Raw genomic sequence first — 16,963 nt, 5'->3', positions numbered from 1 at the left:
TGGGGGGCGTCGATTTCCGGGCCCGAATCAGGAGAATGGCATGAAGAAGGCGTGGAAGATCATCGCCAGCGCCGCAGTCACCGTGGGTCTGCTGACCGGGTGTGGCGGCGGCTCGGGGACCGCGGCCAGCGGTGACACCATCAAGATCGGCGTGAACTACGAGCTGTCCGGCGATGTGGCCACCTACGGTCAGGCCAACGTCGAGGGCATCGAAATGGCGACCGAGGAAATCAACAACGCCGGCGGCATCAAGGGCAAGAAGATCGAGCTGGTCAAGTACGACAACAAGTCCACCGCCTCCGAGGCGACCACGCTGGCCACCAAGCTGATGACCCAGGACAAGGTCATCGCCCAGATCGGCCCGGCCACCTCCGGCGCCTTCAAGGCCACCATCCCGGTCGCCGACAAGTCCAAGGTCCCGGTCGTGACCGGCTCGGCGACCGCCGACGATGTCACCGTCGACGCCCAGGGCAAGGTGCAGCAGTACGCCTTCCGCACCTGCTTCTCCGACTCCTACCAGGGCACCGCGATGGCGAAGTACGCCCGGGAGAAGAAGAACGCCCAGTCCGCGGTGATCCTGACCGACAACTCCTCCGACTACTCCAAGGGCCTGACCGCCAGCTTCGAGAAGACCTTCACCGAGGCCGGTGGCAAGGTGGTCTCCAAGCAGTCGTACAACAAGGGCGACACCGACTTCAACGCCATCCTGACCGCGATCCGCGGCCAGCAGTTCGACATGATCTACCTGCCCGGCTACTACTCCGAGGCCGGCCTGATCATCAAGCAGGCCCGCGCCCAGGGGATCACCCAGCCGATCGTGGGGGCCGACGGCTTCGACTCGCCCAAGCTGGCCGAGCTGGCCGGCAAGGACGCGCTGACCAACGTGTTCTTCTCCAACCACTACTCCAGCCTGTCCACCGATCCGGCGGTGCAGAAGTTCATCACCGACTTCAAGGCGAAGTACAACAAGGAGCCCGACGCGTTCAACGCGCTGGGCTACGACACGCTGAAGTTCGTCGCCAACGGCCTGCAGGGCGGTGCCACCACCGGCGCCGATCTGGAGAAGGCGCTGGCCGCGACCAAGGACTTCCAGGGCGTCACCGGCACCATTTCGGTGGATGCCAACCACAACGCGGTCAAGTCGGTCACCGTGATCGAGATGCGCAACGGTGTCCAGGCAGCGGCAGAAAAGTTCGATGCCTGAGCGAACCTGATCGCTCAAGTCGGGTCCGTCGTGACAAAATGACGTGCTCGATACGCGCGGCTGCGGGGAGTGGGTCGATTCGGCGCACTCCCCGTACCGTCTTCCCGGCACCGCAGATTCGGCCCCAACCAGAGAGGAGACAGGCATGGAGCAGTTGATCCAACAGTTGATCAACGGCCTGGCGCTCGGCAGCATCTACGCCCTGATCGCCCTGGGCTACACGATGATCTACGGCATCATCCAGCTCATCAACTTCGCCCATGGCGACATCTTCATGGTCGGCGCCTTCGTCGGGTACGCCGGCATGACCACATTGCGGCTCAACTTCTTCGCTTCCCTGGCCCTGGCGATCATCACCTGTCTGCTGCTGGGGGTGTTGATCGAGCGGGTGGCGTACAAACCGCTGCGCAAACAGACCCGACTGGCGGTGCTGATCACCGCCATCGGGATGAGCTTCCTGCTGGAGTACACGATGATGTACTTCGTGGGGCCCGATCCGCGCGCCTACCCGGCGCTGCCCGACTTCATGCGGGCCACCATCAAGATCACCGACAACATCGTGATCACCGGCGCCCAGATCCTGATCCTGGCGGTCTCGATCACGTTGATGATCGCGCTGCAACTGATCGTCCGCTACACCCGGATCGGCAAGGCGATGCGCGCGGTCTCCCAGGATCCGGACGCGGCCCGGCTGCAGGGCATCAACGTGGACACCACGATCTCCTTCACCTTCGCGATCGGGTCGGCGCTGGCCGGTGCGGCCGGGGTCCTGGTCGGTGTCTACTACAACTCGATCAACCCGCTGATGGGCATCCTGCCCGGCCTGAAGGCCTTCGTGGCCGCCGTGCTGGGCGGCATCGGCATCATCCCCGGTGCCCTGTTGGGCGGCTTCCTGATCGGTGGGGTGGAGACGCTGGTGGCCGGGTACGGCTTCTCCAGTTGGAAGGACGCGGTCGTGTTCGCGATCCTGATCCTCATTCTGATCCTCAAGCCGTCGGGTCTGCTGGGCAAGAACGTGAAGGAGAAGGTATGAGCACCGGCGAGGGCGCAAGCCTGATCACCGCACCCCCGAAGCCGGTCCGCAATCCGCTGCCGCGCCCGGCCGTGCTGGGCATCACCGCCGCGATCCTGCTGGTCGTGTGGGGCCTGGGCTGGTTGCTGATCTCGGTCGGCGTGCTCGACGCGTACGTGATGTCGACGCTGACCACGATCTGCATCAACATCATCCTCGCGGTCAGCCTGAACCTGATCGTCGGGTTCACCGGTCAGTTGTCCCTGGGGCATGCCGGCTTCATGGCGATCGGCGCCTACACCTGCGCGCTGATCACGATGCCGTTCAGTTCGGCCTTCCCCGACATCGAGATCGTCGGCTTCATCCTCGGGCTGATCGGGGGCGGCCTGGCCGCCGGGGTGGTCGGGGTCGCCATCGGCGTACCGACGCTGCGGTTGAAGGGCGACTATCTCGCCATCGCCACCCTGGGCCTGGCCCAGATCATCATGGTGGTGCTGCAGAACCTGGAGATCACCAACGGGGCCGCGGGCCTGTCCGGGATCCCGTCCTACGTGGACTGGAACTGGCTGTTCCTGCTCACCGCCGGGACGATCCTGCTGGTGTCGAACCTGCTCGGCTCGGCCCAGGGCCGCGACATCGTCGCCGTCCGTGAGGACGAGATCGCCGCCTCCGCGGTCGGGGTGAACACCACCCGGGTGAAGATCCTGGCGTTCACCGTCGGCGGTATCTTCGCCGGCATCGCCGGGGGCCTGTACGCCTCCAGCTTCTACGTCATCCAGCCGCAGCAGTTCAGCTTCATGCTGTCGATCAACATCCTGGTGATCGTGGTGCTGGGCGGGCTGGGCAGCCTGACCGGTTCGGTGCTCGGCGCGATCGTGCTGGGCCTGGTCTCGACGTTCCTGCAGAGCTACCCCGAGATCCAGATGATTCTGTACTCGCTGATCCTGGTGCTGCTGATGCTGTTCCGGCCCCAGGGCCTGCTCGGCAACCGGGAGTTCTCCGTGCGTGCCCTGGGTCGGATCCTGCCGATCCGGACGAAGAAGGAGTCGAAGGCGTGACCCGGATTCTCGACGTCGACAACGTCACCCTGCGCTTCGGCGGCCTCAAGGCGGTCTCGGAGGTCAACCTCACCCTCGAGGCCGGCGAACTGGTCGGCCTGATCGGCCCCAACGGTGCCGGCAAGACCTCCATCTTCAACCTGCTCACCGGCGTCTATCCGCCCAGTTCGGGCCGGATCACCTTCACCCGCGACGGCAAGCAGATCAACCTGGGCCGCAAACGCCCGCACGCGATCTGCCGGGCCGGGGTCGGGCGTACCTTCCAGAACATTCGGTTGTTCAAACAACTGACCGCGCTGGAGAACGTCGAGATCGCGCTGCAGCAGAACAACGGGTACAGCCTGTTCACCGCCTTCACCCACCTGCCACCCTTCGCCCGCCGGGAGGAGGAGATCCGCGAACGCAGTATGGAACTGCTGCACCGGGTCGGCCTGGCGGACAAGGCGCTCACCCGGGCCCGGAACCTGCCCTACGGCGACCAGCGACACCTGGAGATCGCCCGGGCCCTGGCCACCGAGCCGACCCTGCTGCTGCTCGACGAACCCGCCGCCGGGATGAACCCGAACGAGACCGCCGAGCTGACCGAGATGATCGGCCGGCTGCGCAGCGAGTTCGGGCTGACCGTGCTGCTGATCGAGCACGACATGGCGCTGGTGATGAAGATCTGCGAGCGGATCTACGTGCTCGACCACGGGGTGGTCATCGCCGAGGGCACCCCCGACGAGGTACGCAACAACGCCAAGGTCATCGAGGCCTACCTGGGAGAGGACGTCGATGTTTGAGATCCATGACCTGCAGGTCCGCTACGGCGCGATCGAGGCCCTCAAGGGGATCTCCCTGGAGGTCAACGAGGGCGAGATCGTCACCCTGATCGGCGCGAACGGGGCCGGCAAGACGACCACGCTGCGGACCTCCTCCGGCCTGGAGCGGGCCTACCGGGGCAAGATCGTGCTCAACGGTGCCGACATCACCCGGGCCCCGGCCCAGTCCCGGGTGAAGAAGGGCCTGGTCCAGGTACCCGAGGGGCGCCGGGTCTTCCCGAAGATGTCGGTGCTGGAGAACCTCCAACTGGGTGCCTATCTGCATCACGACAAGGCGAAGAACACCAAGACCCTGGAACAGGTCTTCCAACGCTTCCCGCGCCTGGCCGACCGGCGCCGGCAGCTGGCCGGGACCCTGTCCGGCGGGGAACAGCAGATGCTGGCGATGGGCCGGGCGCTGATGAACCAGCCCAAGGTGCTGCTGCTGGACGAGCCGTCGATGGGCCTGGCCCCGCTGCTGGTCAAGGAGATCTTCAGCATCATCCGGGCGATCAACGAGGCCGGGACCACCGTGCTGCTGGTGGAGCAGAACGCCCACATGGCCCTGCAGATCGCGCACCGGGCGTACGTGATCGAGACCGGCACGATCGTGCTGTCGGGCAAGGCCAGTGAACTCGCCGACTCCGATGAGGTGAAGCAGGCCTACCTGGGGGGCTGAGCGCTGCCGGCCGGACGATAGGTTGACCACATGTCGTTCATCACCCTCGACGAGATCAGCTCCCAGCCGGAGTGCTGGCAGCGGGCTGGTGCTTTCGCCGCCGACGTGGCCGGGCTGCTGCCCCGCGCCGGTGAGCGGGTGGCCTACGTCGGTGCGGGCACCGCGTGGTACATGGCCGAATGCATGGCGGCGCTGCGGGAGGCCGCCGGGCAGGGGGAGTCCGATGCCTTCGCTGCCTCGGAGGTGCCGCCCGGACGGGCGTACGACCGGCTGGTGGTGCTGACCCGCTCGGGCCGGACCACCGATGTGAACCGGATCCTGGCCGCCGTGGCCGGCAAGATTCCGACGCTGTGTTTCGTCGGGGAGCCCGACTCGGAGTCCGCCGAACTCGCCGATGCGGTGATCGACCTGTCCTTCGCCGATGAGGTGTCGGTGGTGCAGACCCGGTTCGCGACCACGGTGCTCGCGCTCACCCGGGCCTGGCTGGGGGACAACATCGAACGCCTGGTCGAGCAGGCCCAACAGGCGCTGCAGTTCCGGCTGAGCGAGGAGCAGGTCGACACCGAGCAGATCACCTTCCTCGGCTACCGGTGGACCGTCGGCCTGGCCCGGGAGGCCGCGGCGAAGTTCCGCCAGTGCACCCAGAGCTGGGCCGAGGCGTACCCGATCCGGGAGTACCGGCACGGCCCGATCGCGGTCGCCGAACCGGGCCGAATCGTCTGGATGCTCGGCCCGACCCCGACCCGGCTGGCCGAGCAGGTCCGCGAATCCGGCGCGACCCTGATCGAGATGACCCACGACCCGATGGCGGAGCTGATCGTGGCCCAGCGGCTCGCGGTGGCCCGGGCGATGAAGCTCGGCCTCAATCCCGACCAGCCGCGCAACCTGACCCGGACGGTGGAACAGAATGACTGATCTGCTGCGGCCCACCGAACTGCATGTGGCCGGGGCGATCACCCCCGAGGGGGCGGTGTCCCCGGCCCGGATCCGGATCCGCGACGGCCGGATCGCCGGGGTGGACGAGTACGCCGGTCCGACCGCGCCGCTGTGGGCGGTTCCGGGGTTCATCGACACCCACACCCACGGCGCCCTCGGCACCGACTTCAACTCCGCCGACGCCGACGGGGTCCGCCGGATCCTGCAGTGGCAGCGCTCGCACGGCACCACGACCGTGCTCGCCAGCCTGCTCACCGCGCCGATCCCGCAGTTGGTCCGCCAACTGGAGCTGCTGACCGGGTTCGCCGAGGCGGGCGAGATCGCCGGGATCCATCTGGAGGGGCCCTTCCTGTCGGCCGCCAAGTGTGGCGCGCACCCCGCCGAGCACCTGCGTACGCCCGACGCGGCCACCATGGCGACCCTGCTGGAGGCCGGCCACGGGCACATCGCCATGGTCACCCTGGCGCCGGAACTGCCCGGCGCCTGGGCCCTGATCGACCAGCTCCTGGAAGCCGGCGTCCAGGTCGCCTTCGGTCACTCCGCCGCCGATGCGGCGACCACGGCCCGGGCGATCGCGGCCGGGGTGAGTATCGCCACCCACCTGTTCAACGCGATGGAGCCGATCCACCACCGCGTCCCCGGGCCGATCCCGCAACTGCTGGGCGATCCGCGGGTTGCGGTCGAACTGATCTGCGACGGGATCCATGTGGCCCAGGAGGTGATCCAGTTGACGATCGACGCCGCCGGGGTGGATCGGGTGATGCTGGTCAGCGACACGATGGCCGCGGCCGGCTGCGGCGACGGCGAGTACGCCCTGGGCGACCGGCCGGTGGTGGTCCGGGAGGGCCGGGCCACCGACCCGGCCGGACGGCTGGCCGGCTCGACCTCGGCGGCGGACGCGGCCTTCGCCGAACTGGTCCGCGAGGGCTGCACGCTCGCCGAGGCGGCGGCGATGGCGTCGACCACCCCGGCCCGGGTGCACGGCTTCACCGACATCGGCGAATTGCGCCGGGGAACCTGGGCCGACCTGGTCCTGGTGGACGGGGTGGGGGCCGCCGCGCGGGTGATGCGGCGCGGCACCTGGTTGGAACCGGGGACAGTGGATGACCCGATTGCTCCGATGGCCTAACCTTGCGTCGTGAGTGAGCTGATCGATACCACCGAGATGTATCTGCGGACCATCTTCGAGTTGGAGGAAGAGGGCATCGCCCCGCTGCGTGCCCGCATTGCCGAGCGACTCGGGCACAGCGGCCCCACGGTGTCCCAGACCGTGGCCCGGATGGAGCGCGACGGACTGCTCACCATGACCCGTTCCCGTGAGATCGCCCTGACCGAGGCCGGTCGCGAGCGCGCCACCCGGGTGATGCGCAAGCACCGGCTGGCCGAGCGCCTGCTGGTCGATGTGATCGGGCTGGACCTGCATCTGGTGCACGACGAGGCCTGCCGCTGGGAGCATGTGATCTCCGAGGACGTCGAGGAGCGGCTGATCAAGATCCTGAACCGGCCCACCCACTCGCCGTTCGGCAACCCGATTCCCGGGCTGGAGGAGTTGGGGGTGGCCAGCGAGCCCGATGTGGCGACCCAGCCGCTGACCGAGGTGCTCGGCGGCGGCGCCGATTCGGTCGAGGTCCGGCTGCACCTGCTCAGTGAGACCCTGCAGGTCGACACCGACCTGCTCGACCAACTGCACGCCGCCGGGATGTCGCCGGGCAGCACGCTGTCGGTACGCCGGTCCGGGGACCGGGTCGAGCTCAGCAACGACCACGCCTCGATCGAGTTCACCAACGCGCTGGCCGCGCATCTGTACGTCGAGGTACTGTGATGCAGGATCGGGCGGTGGACGCGCTGCTGGCGGGGCACTGGTACGACGCGGTGGCGGCGCTGCTGACCGACTCCGCCAACCTCACCGACGATTCCCCGCAGCTGGCCTACGCCCGGGATCTGGCCACCGCCGCCAAACGCGTGCTCGACCTGGATGCCGAGGATTTCGGGGTCATTGCCGGCGGTTTCCGGACGACCTGGGCGGACCGGCTGGCCCAATCCTGCTTCCCGCTGGAGCCGCGGGACACCCAGCGCGGCGCGTTGGGATCGCTGGTGCCGCTGTATGAGTTGATGCTGGAGGTGCTCGAACTGCGGGCCCAGCGCCACGAACCGTTGCAGATCGTGACCACCGCGCACCTGATCGGGGAGTACCTGTGCCAGTTGGCCTGGGAGTCGACCCTGGGGCACGGCGGGGATCCGCTGCGGCTGGGGGAGTACGTCGGGGAGCGCTGGGGAACCGATTCGCCGCAGTGCCCCCACTCCTCGGCGCTGCGGGCCACCGCGAAACGAGCGCTGCACGCCTGCAACGGGGATACCGTCGGGTACACCGCCTATCTGGACAAGTTCCACTCCCGGCTCGGGGATGCGCTGGCGGTGTGCGGGATGAACCACGCCACGATCGGCGCGGGGGAGCGCCCCGATGTCGGGGAGACCTGCCCCAATCCGTGTTCCTGGGCGGTGCGCGGGACGATGGCCCACCGCCGCGACCTCGATGCCCGACTCCGGCTCGCCCTGCTCTACGTCGATTCGCCGATCGTGTCCCTGCGCCACCACGCTCCGGTGGGGCACTTCTTCGGGGTCCCGTCGGTGCAGGAGATCTCCGATGCCTGGGTCCGCACCTGGCAGCGCGTCTCGGCCCCCTGGCGGGACGGATCGAACCCGTTGGAACAGCCCGGCGCGCAGACGATGGTGGACAACGAGGCCCTGCCGGGGATGTCCGCGCTGGTCTCGGCGGTGGCCGGACGCTCGATCGGGCCGGGTCGGGTTATCCGCGATATCGGCGCCGATGTGGCCCGCGCGCTGGCTGTCGGCTGACCGAAAACCCAAACATTCAACTTCACCGGCGAAAATCGCCCAATCTCGCTCCGATAGGCACGGGCATGGGGTTATTGTTGGGGGACGAGGCGCCGGTGAATGTCTCCTGGGGGTGGGTAGACAAGGTGCGAGAGCCCGTTTGCCGGCGCCTCGCCCGAACCATTTATAGAGTTCGGGCGAGGCTTTGTGGCCGAGGGCCTCAGGCCATTTCGCGAACCTTGCCGATCAGATCGTTCAGCTTGCCGGCGGTCATCAGCCCCGGCTGGGAAAAGACCAGCGTGCCCTGCTTGAAGGCCATCACCGTGGGGATCGACTGGATGCCGAGGCTGGCGCTGAGTTCCTGATTCTCCTCGGTGTCGATCTTGCCGAACACCACGTCGTCATGCTGGTCGGAGACCTTGTCGAAGATCGGGCTGAACCGCTTGCACGGGCCGCACCAATCGGCCCAGAAGTCGATCAGCACGATGTCATTGTCATTCAGCGTGTTCGTGAAATTATCGGTGGTCAGCTCAACAGTGGCCATTGGATTCCTTCCCGGGTACGCCGAGAGTTCTTCCCGGCCGCAGGTGTCAACACAACAGTGCCCCACCCTATTCCGTTCGGTCAGTAGTGCTCGACCACGGTCGGCGGGGCACCGGTCACCGGGCGCGCCACGGTGACCTCGATCCCCTTCTGGGCGCGGACCAGCTTGTCGAAGTCACCGGAGATCGACCCGCCCTCGAAGACCACCTCGGCGGCGTTGCCGTACGCCCACACCGCCCGGAAGGGGGCACCGTCGGCAGAGTCGGCGGACAGGTCGCAATCGACCAGGGTCAGTTTGCTGGGTCCGTCGGCGGGGACCTGCCGATTACTGGTCTCGAACTCGATCAGGTAATCCGGGTCGCTCGCCTCGGCGTACGTGCCGATCTTGCACCGCTCGAAGCGCACCGTCCCCACCCGTACGCCGCCGCCGTACGGTTTGTGACTGCCGCTGTGCAACTGGGAGTCCCGGATCACACATTCGGCATTCTGCGCCCGGACGAAGAAGCCCACCCGGGCCTCGACCCGGGAGAACTCCGCGGTCGACCCGTCGCCGAGTTGGATACTGAAGCTGCCGCTGAAATCGCCCTGGCGGACGCCGCCCTGCACGATGTTGTCCCCGGTGATCCGGGAGGCCTGCGAGCCGTTCCAGCCGGCCGAATCCTGTTCCAGATTGATCGCGCCGGTGCACACGTCGCCGTCGCCGGTGAAGTTCTGGATGTGCAGGATGTTGTGGCCACCGCTGAGCACCAGACCGCCGCGCCAGCAGTTGTACGCGGTCACATCGGAAATGGTCATGTCCACGTTGGCCAGCACGTGCACCCCGTCGGCGACCACGTCCTGGAACCGGGTTCCGGTGATCGTGACCGGCAGTCGGCCGGGACCGCCGGTGTTGCCGGAGAACAGGAACAGGTGGCTCTGTTCCTGCTGGTAGCGGTCATAGGCGCCCTGGTTGGCCCGGTTGCCGTCGATCGTGCCGCCGATGATCCGGACCGGGGCGGCGTCGGTGGTCGAGACCGGGACCCGTCCGGAGACCAGGAGGGTGCGGGTCCAGTTCGGCATCCGGGGTGATCGGGTCCAGACGATGTCGGTCAGATCGAGAGTGAGTCCGGGCTGGCCCTCCAGGCCGGTCACCAGATAGGTTCCCGGCCGCGCGGTGACCACGCCGGAGCCCTGATTGCCGGCGGCGTCGATGGCGGCCTGCCAGGCTGCGGAGTCGTCGGTGACGCCGTCCCCGACCGCCCCGAAGGTGTTGGCCATGATGACCTGGGATGCCATGGCATCGCTCCTTTACACCGGTTGCGTCGGTTGACCGCGACCCCAGCAAGATTCGAACTTGCGACACAAGGTTTAGGAAACCTCTGCTCTATCCCCTGAGCTATGGGGCCAATGGGATCAGGCTAACGGAGCGGACAATGTTTCCGCACTCGTGGCCGTTCTGTGTGCCGTTACCCGAACCTGCATCCGGGCGCAATGGCGGTTAGCATTCGGGCCATGAGCCAGCCAGGACTGACCGCAGCCCAGGAGAAGATGGCCGCCGCCGGAGTACCCGGGGTCGCCATCGACGTCTTCAGCCACTACTACCGTGAACTCGAGGCCGGCGCGACCGGTCTGATTGCCGAAGCCGATATCGACTCTCTCACCGACCTGCCGAAACTGGCCGAACTGTCGGTGCCCGAGCAGACCCGCCACGACGCGCTGGCCGCGACGGTGGTGATCAAGCTGAACGGTGGCCTCGGCACCTCGATGGGGATGCAGCAGGCCAAGTCGCTGCTGCCGGTCGCCGACGGGCGTACGTTCCTGGACCTGATCGTGGAGCAGGTCCGGTCCGCGCGGGCCGAGTTCGGGGTCACGCTGCCGCTGGTGCTGATGAACTCCTTCCGGACCGCCGCGGATTCGCTGGCCGCACTGGAGCAGCACCCGGACATCGCGGTGCCCGGGATTCCGCAGGATTTCGGTCAGAACCAGGAACCGAAGCTGCTGGTCTCCGACCTGACCCCGGTGGAGTGGCCCGCGGACCCGAGCCTGGAATGGTGCCCGCCCGGTCACGGCGACATCTACACCGCCCTGCTCACCTCGGGCATGCTGCAGACCCTGCTCGATGCCGGCTACCGGTACGCGACGGTGTCCAACTCCGACAACCTCGGCGCGACCCCCGATCCGGTGCTGGCCGGCTGGTTCGCCGACAGCGGGGCCCCGTTCGCGATGGAGGTGTGCCAGCGCACCGCCGCTGACCGCAAGGGGGGCCACCTGGCGGTGAACCGGGCCGACGGACAGCTCATCCTGCGGGAGAAGGCGCAGACCGCGGAGGAGGACCTGGCGTACTTCACCGATGAGACCCGGCACCGCTACTTCAACACCAACTCGATCTGGCTGGACCTGGCGCAGTTGTCCGACACCCTGACCGAGCGCGGGGGAGTGCTGGGACTGCCGATGATCCGCAACCGCAAGAACGTGGATCCCACAGACGGGCAGTCCCCGCAGGTGTACCAGATCGAGACCGCGATGGGGGCGGCGATCGGGGTCTTCCCCGGCGCCACCGCGATCGAGGTGCCGCGCAGCCGGTTCCTGCCGGTGAAGACCACCAACGACCTGCTGCTGCTGCGCTCGGACGCCTACGCCGTGCGGGACAACGGCTCGGTCGAGCTGGTCGCCGAGGCGGCTCCGTTGGTGACCCTGGACAAGGTGTACAGCAAGATCGCCGCCTTCGAGGAACGCTTCCCCGCGGGGGCGCCCTCGCTGCGCGAGGCCCGGTCGCTGACCGTCGAGGGGGACTGGACCTTCGGCGCCGACGTGGCCGTGACCGGCGACGCGGTGCTGTCCGGCGAGGGTGGTCGGGTCCCCGACGGGACCCGTCTTGGCTGAGGCCGCCTGGCACACCGCCCTGGCGTACGCGGTGACCGGCCGGGATCTGGCCCTGGGCCTCCAGGCGCGGCCGGATCCGGCCGGACTGCTCGCCGAACTGCGGGCCCGGGGACTCGAGCCCGACCAGCAACCCCGGGTCATCCCGGCGAGGCTGCGCGCGGGACTGGGGGCCGCCCAGTTGGCCGCCGCGCTGACCGAGCTGCGGCGGCTGGCCCGGGTGGACGGGCTGGAGCCGCGGACCCCGGCCCCGGGCCGGCGACTGGGCGAGCCGGAGCGCCGGCTGCTGGCCGATCGGCCGCCGCACTGGGCATGAAGAGGGCTCCCACCGCAGCGGTGGGAGCCCTCAGCGTTCGGGAGTGGTCAGCGACCGGCCAGCAGGTCGCGGATCTCGGTGAGCAGTTCGGTCTCGGACTTGGCCTTGCTGTCGTCGATGCCGCGAAGCTGCTTGTACTTCTCGTAGGGGGTGATCACGGCGAAGTAGAGCACCAGCGCGATGATCAGGAAGGAGAACAGCGCGGTCAGGAACGCGCCGATGGAGATGCCGCCGACGGCGACGCTGCTGAACGCGGTGCCCGGATCCAGCGGAAGCAACTTACCGATCAGGTCCATGATCACCGCGGTGAACGACTTGACCACATCGGCGAAGGCGGCGGCCATGATGAAGGCCACGGCCATCTCGATGAGATTTCCCCGCGTAATAAAGTCTTTGAAGCCCTTCATGGGCACACATCCTCTCTTGGCTTCCCCGGGGTTGGGGACAAGACCGACCTCAAACTAACAGCGACGGCCTGAGAGAATATTCATCGATAGCGGTGCGGCGTAGTCCCATTTTCTGAGGGCACGCTGAGTAGCTGATGGCCTGGTGGGTCAGCGCAGGACCAGGGAGAGCCGGGAGCCGGTGGCGGCGCGGGCGAGTTCGGTGGCGGTCGGTTCATCGGTCTCGACCAGCAGCATCGCCGCGCCGGTTTCGCCGCCGCCCAGCAGGCCGGGATCGCCGGCCGGCTGCGGGATGGTGACCACCCGGACATTGCGGGCGACCACGCCGGAGCGGGGCCCCTCGGCGGCGATCACGTCCACCCGGTCCCCGGGACGGACCAGCGCCACCTGGGCGGGGTCGCTCAGGCGTACGGTCGCGATCACCTTGCCCTCGGCCACGACGGCGCGGCCGTGCACCAGAGAGGCCTGGGTGAGCGGGGACGCCGCGGTCAGCGGGGTCGCCAGAATGCGCCCCTCGGCGTCGGCGGGGTCGGTCAGGGCCTCGGCGGGCACCTGGGCGGTGGGCCAGTGGGCAATCCGTAGGTCGGCCGCGGTGAGCGTACGCCCGCCCGGCAGCGGTCCCGCGGCGACGAGCACCGCCGTGGTGTCGGTCGCGCCCGGGGACAGGGCCAGGCCGGTGAGGGCAATACTGGTCGCGGCGGCCAGGGCGGCCAGGATCCGGCGGTGGCGGGTGAGGAAGCGTCGCAGTCGGGGTACTCGCATGCGGTAAGGGTGGCCGTGCGCGCCCGGATCACGCCGGATGCGGTGTTGTCCGAACGCCGCCGGTGTTGTCAGCTTGCGGTGGTGGCGGTCCCGCCGGTCGAGGAGCCGGTCGCCGGGGTGCTCTTTGTCGTCGAGCCCGTAGACCCGGAATCGGTCGAGGGGGACGAGGACGACGACGTCGACGAGGTCGCCGAACCGGACCCGGAGTCACCCGAACCCGAGGCGGCCGACGTACCTGCCCCGGTGCCGCGGCTGTCGGTCCGGTAGAAGCCGGAGCCCTTGAACACCACGCCGACGGCGCTGAACACCTTCTGCAGCGCCTCCTGGTGACAGTTCGGGCACAGGGTCAGCGCGTCGTCGCTGAACGACTGGACGACCTCCAGTTCTTTCCCGCAGTTCTTGCACCGGTACTGATAAGTGGGCAACGCAGCCTCCGTCTCGATCTCGATCGGAAATGGTACAACCGCGGTCGGGAATCGACCCTCTCGACGGGGCCGCCGGTTAGAGTCGGCCCGTGCGTGTGCTTCGCCGTTGGCTCCTGTTTCCCCTGGTGGTGCTGCTGGTGCTGGCAGCCGCCCTGGGCAGCCTGCTCACGGTCACCGTACGCAGTTCCTTCCCGGTGACCACCGGCGAAGTGGTGCTGCCCGGATTGCACCGCGACGTCGAGGTGGTCCGCGATCAGCAGGGGGTGCCGCAGATCACCGCCGGCGATCCGGAGGACCTGTTCGCCGCGCAGGGGTTCCTGCAGGCCCAGGACCACTTCTTCCAGATGGACCTGCAGCGTCGGGTGGGGTCGGGCGAACTCGCCGAACTGGTCGGGGCCACCGGCTTCGCCGCCGATGCGTACGCCCGCACGCTCGGCTTCCGACGGGTCGCGGAGGCCGAACTGGCCCTGGTGACCGGCGAGGACCGACGCCTGCTGGACGCGTACGCCTCGGGGGTCAATGCCTACCTGGCCAGTCGCAATGCCGACCAGCTCGCCGTGGAGTACGTCCTGCTCGGCTACAACCAGCCGCCGCCGACCTGGTCCGCGGTGGACACCCTGGTGGTGCTGAAGGCGTCGGCCTGGGTGTCGCACCTGGGCTGGGCCGACGAGATCGGCTACGCCTCGGTCGCCCGGAGTATGGGGGTGGCCCAGACGGAGCAACTGCGGGAGGGGGCCGGGGGCGTGGAGGCGACCGAGTGGTCGCAGGCGCTGCTGCGCACGCTCGGCGCCGATGCCGCCCTCGGACCGTGGCTGGGGGATCGGACGCAGGCGGCCACCTCGGGGGCGAGCGCGGTCGTCCTCGGGCCCACCCGCACCACCACCGGCCGGCCCCTGCTCGCCGGCACCGTCACCGGTCCGGCCCGGATGGGCGCGGGCCTGCACCAGGTGGGGCTGCACTGTGCCATCCGCAACGATGCCTGCCCCTATGACGTCACCGGATTCGCTCGCGCCGGCGTCCCCGGGGTCAACTCCGGACACAACGGTCGGATCGCGTGGCTGCTGAGTCCGGCCCGGATCGACACCCAGGACGTGGTGATCGAACGGATCGCGGCCGGGACCGTCCAGCGGGCCGGCGGCACCGAGGCGGTGCAGCACCGCAGCGAAACCATCGGCGTGCGCGGCGAGCCGCCCCGGACCATCGAGGTGCGCACGACCGGGAACGGTCCGCTGTTGTCCGATGTCGCCCCCCAGTTGGAAGGCCTGGGGGAGGCGATCCGCACCGAGACCGACGCCGTTGCCCTGCGCACGACCCTGCTCACCCCCGATCGGACCCTGGGGTCGTTGCTGGCCCTGAACCGGGCCCGGGACTTCACCGAGTTCCGCGCCGCGGCGGCCACCATGGGGGAGCCGGTCCACCTCCTGTACGCCGATGCCTCCGGCGTGATCGCCGACCAGGTCGCCGGTGCGGTGCCGCGCCGCGGGACCGGTGACGGCAGCCTCCCGGTCCCCGGCTGGGACGACCGGTTCGCCTGGATCCCCGACGGGGACCACTGGCAGACCGTCCCGGCCGCCGAATTGCCGTCGACGCTCAACCCGGCCTCCGGCGTACTCAGCACCGCCGATCAGGTCACCGGCCGGGCGCTGGAGCGCGAGCTCGACACCGGTGCCGCATTCGATGCCGATCGGGCCCAGGCCCTGCTCGCGGATCAGCGTCACCCGCTGGCCGACACCCTGCTCCCCGAACTGCTGCGAACCCCGGTGAGCGACTCCTGGGTGGCCGAGGGACGCGATGCCCTGGTCGGCTGGGACGGCCGGATGAGCGCCGACAGTGCGGCCGCGGCGTACTTCCAGGAGGTTGTCGATCGGCTGCTCGCGCTGTGCTTCGACGAGATGCCGGCCTCGCTGCCGGTCACCCCGTCGGGCTACTGGTACAGCCTGCTGGAGCGGATGCTGGCCGACCCGGAGAATCCGCTGTGGGACATTGCGGCGACCCCGGCAACCGAGACCCGGCAGGCGTTGCTGATCCAGGCGATGACCGAGGCCCGCCGGCAGATCACCGCGCGCGTGGCGCAGTCACCCCGGGAGTGGAGCTGGGGGAAGCTGCACACCCTGCGGGTCACGCACCCGCTGCGGCACAGCTTCGCCGCGGCGCTGCTGAGTCCGGAGCAGGGGCCGGTCGGCGGGGGCGCCGGCACCGTGGCCGGGTTCGGTCAACGACCGGGCAGCCGGGAAGTGGCCACCGCACCGCTGTATCGGATGGTGATCGACCTGGCTGATCCGGACGGGTCCCGCTGGGCAGTCCTGACCGGAGCCTCCGGGCATCCCGGGCATGCCCACTATCGGGATCAGGCCCCGGCGATGATGGCCAACCGGTTGCGGCCCTGGGCGTACTCGCGGGAGCGGGTGCAGGCCGGCGCCCAGGAGCGCCTCACGCTTCGGGTGGGCTGACCGGCTCGCAGCGGATCAGCCGGGTGGGGGTGGCCAGCACATCCACCCGGCGGTCGAAGGACTGCACCGGCAACCCCGCCAGCACCTCGTCCTCGTTGAGCAGGGCGACACTCACACTGCCGGGCACCGCAAAGGTGAGCGCGCGGTCGTACCAGCCGCCGCCGGTGCCCAGCCGGTCGCCGGTGGTGGTCGCGGCCAGGGCCGGGGCGATGATCACGTCCGCGCGCAGCAGGGCCACCTCGCCGAGCGCGGGGGTGGTCGGTTCGGGAATGTCCCGGTAGCCCAGGCGCAGCTGCTCGGGGCCGGCGTACTCGGCCCAGTCCGGCCGGCGTCGCGGGGTGCCGTCGGGGTGGCGGCCCAGCACCGGCAGCAGGACCCGGGCGCCGGTGGTGTGCAGCCAGGCGATCAACTCGGTGGTGTCCGGCTCGGGGCTCACCGAAAGATACAGCGCCACCGTCAGCGCGCCGGGATCGCCCAGGAAGTCGCGCAGCAGCGCGGTCCGGGCGGAATCGTCGGCGATGCGGCGCTGTTCGGTCCGCGAATCGCGCCGGGTGCGGACGGCCCGGCGCAGCTGGTCCTTGGCGCCGGCGAGTGCGGCGTCGTCGATCCGGGCCTGCTCCGCGGCGGAGGGTCGCTGGTCGTCGGGGCGTCGAACCGGATCAGACGGGAGCATTCGCCTA

Annotated in this window: 18 protein-coding genes and 1 tRNA gene; 12 read left to right on the top strand and 7 right to left on the bottom strand. The window is 69.0% G+C overall.

Features of this window, described 5'->3' with window-relative positions:
- The first annotated feature begins 40 nt into the window (after positions 1-40).
- The 9 genes from G531_RS0100635 to G531_RS0100595 all read left to right on the top strand — a co-directional run bounded on the left by G531_RS0100635 (position 41) and on the right by G531_RS0100595 (position 8,545).
- Entirely contained in the window at positions 41-1,204 is a 1,164-nt protein-coding gene (locus tag G531_RS0100635; RefSeq protein WP_026925773.1) for an ABC transporter substrate-binding protein, read from the top strand.
- Positions 1,205-1,349: 145 nt separating this feature from the next.
- Positions 1,350-2,237, top strand: a complete 888-nt coding sequence (locus G531_RS0100630; RefSeq protein ID WP_026925772.1) for a branched-chain amino acid ABC transporter permease — start codon at positions 1,350-1,352, stop codon at positions 2,235-2,237.
- Positions 2,234-3,274, top strand: a complete 1,041-nt coding sequence (locus G531_RS0100625; RefSeq protein WP_081683703.1) for a branched-chain amino acid ABC transporter permease — start codon at positions 2,234-2,236, stop codon at positions 3,272-3,274. The genes G531_RS0100630 and G531_RS0100625 overlap by 4 nt, the downstream gene beginning before the upstream one ends.
- Positions 3,271-4,056 (top strand): ABC transporter ATP-binding protein, encoded by a 786-nt coding sequence (locus G531_RS0100620; RefSeq protein ID WP_026925770.1) that lies wholly within the window; start codon positions 3,271-3,273, stop codon positions 4,054-4,056. The genes G531_RS0100625 and G531_RS0100620 overlap by 4 nt, the downstream gene beginning before the upstream one ends.
- A complete protein-coding gene (locus G531_RS0100615) occupies positions 4,049-4,753 on the top strand; it encodes an ABC transporter ATP-binding protein (RefSeq protein WP_026925769.1) in 705 nt (234 codons plus the stop codon). The genes G531_RS0100620 and G531_RS0100615 overlap by 8 nt, the downstream gene beginning before the upstream one ends.
- Positions 4,754-4,783: 30 nt before the next feature.
- Complete coding sequence (locus tag G531_RS0100610; RefSeq protein WP_026925768.1) at positions 4,784-5,668, top strand: SIS domain-containing protein; 885 nt, start codon at positions 4,784-4,786, stop codon at positions 5,666-5,668.
- Entirely contained in the window at positions 5,661-6,818 is a 1,158-nt protein-coding gene (locus G531_RS19425) for an N-acetylglucosamine-6-phosphate deacetylase (RefSeq protein WP_051214835.1), read from the top strand. The genes G531_RS0100610 and G531_RS19425 overlap by 8 nt, the downstream gene beginning before the upstream one ends.
- Before the next feature lie 9 nt (positions 6,819-6,827).
- A complete protein-coding gene (locus tag G531_RS0100600; RefSeq protein ID WP_026925767.1) occupies positions 6,828-7,511 on the top strand; it encodes a metal-dependent transcriptional regulator in 684 nt (227 codons plus the stop codon).
- On the top strand, positions 7,511-8,545 hold the full coding sequence (locus G531_RS0100595) for a hypothetical protein (RefSeq protein ID WP_051214834.1): 1,035 nt from the start codon (positions 7,511-7,513) through the stop codon (positions 8,543-8,545). Before G531_RS0100600 ends, G531_RS0100595 begins: the two co-directional genes overlap by 1 nt.
- A gap of 199 nt (positions 8,546-8,744) precedes the next feature.
- Here G531_RS0100595 and trxA read toward each other — a convergent pair whose 3' ends face one another.
- The 3 genes from trxA to G531_RS0100580 form a co-directional block, all read right to left on the bottom strand.
- A complete protein-coding gene (gene trxA / locus G531_RS0100590; protein ID WP_026925765.1) occupies positions 8,745-9,068 on the bottom strand; it encodes a thioredoxin in 324 nt (107 codons plus the stop codon).
- Positions 9,069-9,148: 80 nt separating this feature from the next.
- Entirely contained in the window at positions 9,149-10,342 is a 1,194-nt protein-coding gene (locus G531_RS0100585; protein ID WP_026925764.1) for a glycosyl hydrolase family 28-related protein, read from the bottom strand.
- Between the two features lie 37 nt (positions 10,343-10,379).
- Positions 10,380-10,452 (bottom strand) — tRNA-Arg (locus G531_RS0100580).
- Between the two features lie 106 nt (positions 10,453-10,558).
- Between G531_RS0100580 and G531_RS0100575 the strand changes: the two genes are divergently transcribed.
- Both G531_RS0100575 and G531_RS0100570 read left to right on the top strand, forming a co-directional pair.
- Entirely contained in the window at positions 10,559-11,929 is a 1,371-nt protein-coding gene (locus G531_RS0100575) for a UTP--glucose-1-phosphate uridylyltransferase (protein WP_026925763.1), read from the top strand.
- Complete coding sequence (locus tag G531_RS0100570) at positions 11,922-12,242, top strand: hypothetical protein (protein WP_026925762.1); 321 nt, start codon at positions 11,922-11,924, stop codon at positions 12,240-12,242. The genes G531_RS0100575 and G531_RS0100570 overlap by 8 nt, the downstream gene beginning before the upstream one ends.
- 47 nt (positions 12,243-12,289) lie before the next feature.
- Here the strand turns inward: G531_RS0100570 and G531_RS0100565 are convergent, their stop codons facing one another.
- From G531_RS0100565 to G531_RS25020, 3 genes are all read right to left on the bottom strand, one after another.
- Entirely contained in the window at positions 12,290-12,649 is a 360-nt protein-coding gene (locus tag G531_RS0100565; protein WP_026925761.1) for a large conductance mechanosensitive channel protein MscL, read from the bottom strand.
- 147 nt (positions 12,650-12,796) lie between these two features.
- The gene (gene cpaB, locus G531_RS19420) at positions 12,797-13,408 is read right to left on the bottom strand and encodes a Flp pilus assembly protein CpaB (RefSeq protein WP_051214833.1); all 612 of its coding nucleotides are present in this window, start codon (positions 13,406-13,408) and stop codon (positions 12,797-12,799) included.
- A gap of 68 nt (positions 13,409-13,476) precedes the next feature.
- Positions 13,477-13,833, bottom strand: coding sequence for an FmdB family zinc ribbon protein (locus G531_RS25020; RefSeq protein WP_081683702.1), 357 nt, complete (start codon positions 13,831-13,833; stop codon positions 13,477-13,479).
- 89 nt (positions 13,834-13,922) lie between these two features.
- On the opposite strand from G531_RS25020, the gene G531_RS0100550 reads away from it, so the two are divergent.
- Positions 13,923-16,283, top strand: a complete 2,361-nt coding sequence (locus tag G531_RS0100550) for a penicillin acylase family protein (protein WP_081683701.1) — start codon at positions 13,923-13,925, stop codon at positions 16,281-16,283.
- On the opposite strand, the gene G531_RS19415 is transcribed toward G531_RS0100550, so the two are convergent.
- Positions 16,264-16,956 carry a 5-formyltetrahydrofolate cyclo-ligase gene (locus G531_RS19415; RefSeq protein ID WP_051214832.1) on the bottom strand — a complete coding sequence of 231 codons (693 nt, stop codon included), beginning with the start codon at positions 16,954-16,956 and terminating at the stop codon, positions 16,264-16,266. The two genes, G531_RS0100550 and G531_RS19415, sit on opposite strands and share 20 nt — an antisense overlap.
- Positions 16,957-16,963 lie beyond the last annotated feature (7 nt).

The organism is Granulicoccus phenolivorans DSM 17626 = NBRC 107789 = JCM 15570, from assembly GCF_000423085.1.
Taxonomy (GTDB): domain Bacteria; phylum Actinomycetota; class Actinomycetes; order Propionibacteriales; family Propionibacteriaceae; genus Granulicoccus; species Granulicoccus phenolivorans.
The sequence above is the reverse complement of the archived record's forward strand: the minus strand, read 5'-3'. Positions and strand labels throughout refer to the sequence as shown.